Below are 3,408 nucleotides of genomic sequence, written 5' to 3'. Positions count from 1 at the left end.
GCCTCGGCGCCTGTGGGGCTGGGTTTTAAACTTTTTCGGGGGGGCGGGGGCGTTGGCGCCCGCCCCGCCGTAATGAACGGGCTTTCTCAGCTGACGAAGTCGGTCAGCTCCCGCAGGATCGCCGCCTTCGGGCGAGCGCCGACGATGGTCTTGACCAGCTCGCCGCCGGAGAAGACCGCCATGGTCGGGATCGACATGACCTGGTAGTTGCGTGCGGTCTCGGGGTTCTCATCGATGTTGAGCTTCGCGATGGTGAGCTTCTCGTGCTCGCCCGCGATCTCCTCGAGCACGGGCGCGACCTGACGGCACGGGCCGCACCACTCGGCCCAGAAGTCGACGAGCACCGGGCCGTCGGCCTGCAGGACGTCGGACTGGAAGCTGGAATCGGTGACCTTCTTGGTGTTGCCTGCCATGTTGCATCTCCTGGATCGCTCGGATGTTCTCGTCAACACGCGCCGGCGGGTGCTGATTCCCGCGGCGCGTGCGGTGCTGCCGTGCTCGCTACAGGCCTGTCGGCATCTGTCCGTGCGCGGTGAGGTACCGCTCGGCGTCGAGCGCCGCCTGGCACCCGGTGCCCGCCGCCGTGATCGCCTGACGATACGTGTGGTCGACGACATCGCCGGCCGCGAACACGCCGTCGAGGTTCGTGTGCGTGCCCTGTCCCGTGACGATATAACCCTCGTCGTCGAGGTCGATCTGGCCCTTCACGAGGTCGCTGCGTGGCTCGTGGCCGATCGCGATGAACAGCCCACCTGCCGCGACGTCGCGCTCGTCGCCGGTCGTCGTGTCGCGCAGTCGCACACCGGTGACCGAGCCGTCGCCGTGCACGTCGACGACCTCGCTGTTCAACGCCCACTTGATCTTGGGGTTGGCCTCGGCGCGGTCCACCATGATCCGGCTGGCGCGCAGCTCGTCGCGACGGTGCACGATCGTCACCGACTTGGCGAAGCGGGTCAGGAAGGTGGCCTCCTCCATGGCGGTGTCCCCGCCACCGACGACCACGATGTCGTGGTCGCGGAAGAAGAAGCCGTCACACGTCGCGCACCACGAGACGCCGTGCCCGGACAGCTCGTCCTCGCGGGGCAGGCCCAGCTTCCGGTAGGCCGAACCCATCGAGAGGATGACGGTGTCGGCGGTGTATTCGCCGCCGTGCGTACGAACAGTCTTGACCGGTCCGTCGAGGTCGACGCCCAAGACATCGTCGGCCACCAGTTCGGCACCGAACCGCTCTGCTTGCGCGCGGACGTTGTTCATCAGGTCCGGTCCGAGGATGCCTTCGGGGAAGCCGGGGAAGTTCTCCACGTCGGTGGTGTTCATCAGCGCCCCGCCGTACTGCACGCCCTCGAAGACGAGCGGGGCGAGGTCGGCGCGCGCGGTGTAGAGCGCTGCCGTGTAGCCCGCCGGGCCGGAGCCCACGATGATGACCTTGCGGTGCGTCGTCACGATGTCCTCTCTTCGCGTTCAGCAGCTTCAACGATCCCAGGTGTGGCCCGATTCCCGCCACCGCGGGGGTGCACGGCGCGTCACCGTCGTGCCGCGACGAGGACCTCCTGGACGTCCGGGATACGCGCGCGCCAGGCGACCGCACCGAGCACGCCCAGCCCGACCACGCCGCCGGCGACGAGACCGACGGCCGAACCGGTGACGTCGCGGCCGATGGCGTCGAGGACGAGCTCCACGACGCCGAAGGCGGCGGCCGCGCCGATCGCCGATATGAGGCCGATCCGTGTCACGGTGGCGAGCACGGACCGGAACCGCAGGTGCCCGAGTCGGCGCGCCAAAAGGATCTGTCCGACGACCGCCCCGACCACGTAGGACAGCGACGTGGAGATGTTGAGCCACTCGACGGCATGCACAGACGGATGTCTGTCGACGTCCGTTCCGGGCGGTGCGGCGAAGACCGCGCTGGTGACGAGGACGAGCACGACCTTGGTCGCCACCATGAACGCGTTGATCAATGTCGGTGTGCGGCCGTCGCGCATGGCGTAGAAGACGCGCAGCTGCAGCATCACGAGCGCGAAGGGGAACAGCCCGAACGCCGACCACGCCAGCGACGTGCCGATCAGCCGCGCGCCCTCGTAGGACGACTGGCCGTGTGCGAACAAGGTGACGCCCAGCACCGGGCCCAGCACGATCAGCAACGCCGTGATCGGGACGAGTGCGACGGCGGACAGTCGCGCACCGAGTGCGAGATCGCCGACCACGGCGTCGTGGTCGTTGCGCACGGCGGCGCGCGACAACCGCGGCATGATCGCGGTCAGGACCGAGACGACGAGGATGCCGTAGGGCATCTGGAACAGCAGGTCGGCCTGCGTGAACACGCTGAAACCGCCGTTGCTGTTGCCGATGCGCTGAATCACCGAGACGCCGACCTGGCTGACCACGACGTACCCGAGCACCCAGACGCCCAGGGAGCCGAGCTCACGCAGGCGGTTGCTCTCGCCGGGTCGGGCTCGGAACCGCCACGCCCAGCGGAAGCCGGTCCTGCGCAGGTACGGCACGAGCACGAGCGCCTGCGCGGCGATGCCGAGCGTGGTGCCGATGCCCACCACGAGCACCTGCGCGGTGGTCATCGTCGACGGGTTGAGCGTCGCCGGCCCGGGCAGCAGCCAGAAGACCCCGATGGTCACCATCAGCACGACGTTGTTGAGCAGCGGTGCCCACGCCCCGGGCCCGTACACGTGCTTGATGTTGAGCACGGCCATGAACATCGCGCCGACGCCGTAGAAGAAGATCTCCGGCAGCAGCAGCGTCGCGAAGATCGAGGTCAGCTGGCGCTGCGGGCCGGCGTCGACGAACGCTGCGGCGATCCACGGTGCTGCCAGCGTGACGAGCAGGGTCATCACGCCGAGTGCCACGGTGGCGATGGACAGCAGCCGCTGGGTGTACGCCAGGCCGTCGTCCTCGTCCTCGGATTCGGCCTGGATGAGCAGCGGGATGAGCACACTGGACAGCACGCCGCCCAGCAGGAGCTCGTAGATCATGTTGGGCAGGTTGTTGCCGCTGTTGTAGGCGTTGCCCACCGCGCCGACACCGAGGGCTGCCACCAGCAGCACGCTGCGCAGGAACCCGGTGATCCGGCTGGCCAGGCTGGCCAGCGCCATGGACCGGCTGTTGGCCATCAGCCCCTTCGCCGGCGCGGCGGTCGGCGCGGCCGGCTGCGCGGCGTCCCCGGCGGGGGCGTCGCCGGGTTCGACATCGGCCACCTGCACGGCGGCCTCGGTCGCGGGGTCGCTCGGGGCGCGCGCCTCGGAGTCGGCCCGTGGCGCGTGCCGGGTGCGCCGCGGGCGGCCGACGTAGGTCGTCGCGCCCCACGGGTTCTCGCCGGCGTCGACGGCATCCGGCGAGACGAGCGGCTCGACGATCGGCATGATCATCGACGACATCGGGTCGGCCTCGGTGAACATC

Annotated in this window: 3 protein-coding genes; all 3 read right to left on the bottom strand. The window is 69.3% G+C overall.

All coding sequences use genetic code 11. The features are described 5' to 3' along the window. Positions 1–86 precede the first annotated feature (86 nt). The 3 genes from trxA to murJ all read right to left on the bottom strand — a co-directional run bounded on the left by trxA (position 87) and on the right by murJ (position 3,407). Positions 87–413 (bottom strand): thioredoxin, encoded by a 327-nt coding sequence (gene trxA, locus ACFFCN_RS08095; protein WP_375490633.1) that lies wholly within the window; start codon positions 411–413, stop codon positions 87–89. 88 nt (positions 414–501) lie between these two features. After that, a complete protein-coding gene (gene trxB, locus ACFFCN_RS08090) occupies positions 502–1,443 on the bottom strand; it encodes a thioredoxin-disulfide reductase (protein WP_375490632.1) in 942 nt (313 codons plus the stop codon). 80 nt (positions 1,444–1,523) lie between these two features. Continuing rightward, positions 1,524–3,407, bottom strand: a complete 1,884-nt coding sequence (gene murJ, locus ACFFCN_RS08085) for a murein biosynthesis integral membrane protein MurJ (RefSeq protein WP_375490631.1) — start codon at positions 3,405–3,407, stop codon at positions 1,524–1,526. Between the last annotated feature and the right edge of the window lies 1 nt (position 3,408).

The organism is uncultured Jatrophihabitans sp. (assembly GCF_964246335.1).
Taxonomy (GTDB): domain Bacteria; phylum Actinomycetota; class Actinomycetes; order Mycobacteriales; family Jatrophihabitantaceae; genus Jatrophihabitans.
Note: the sequence above shows the minus strand (reverse complement) of the source record. Positions and strands in the feature narration are given on the sequence as shown.

Coding starts and splice junctions, on each gene's coding strand:
- trxA (WP_375490633.1), bottom strand. CDS start 413: ATGGCAGGCAACACCAAGAAGGTCACCGATTCCAGCTTCCAGTCCGAC.
- murJ (WP_375490631.1), bottom strand. CDS start 3,407: ATGTTCACCGAGGCCGACCCGATGTCGTCGATGATCATGCCGATCGTC.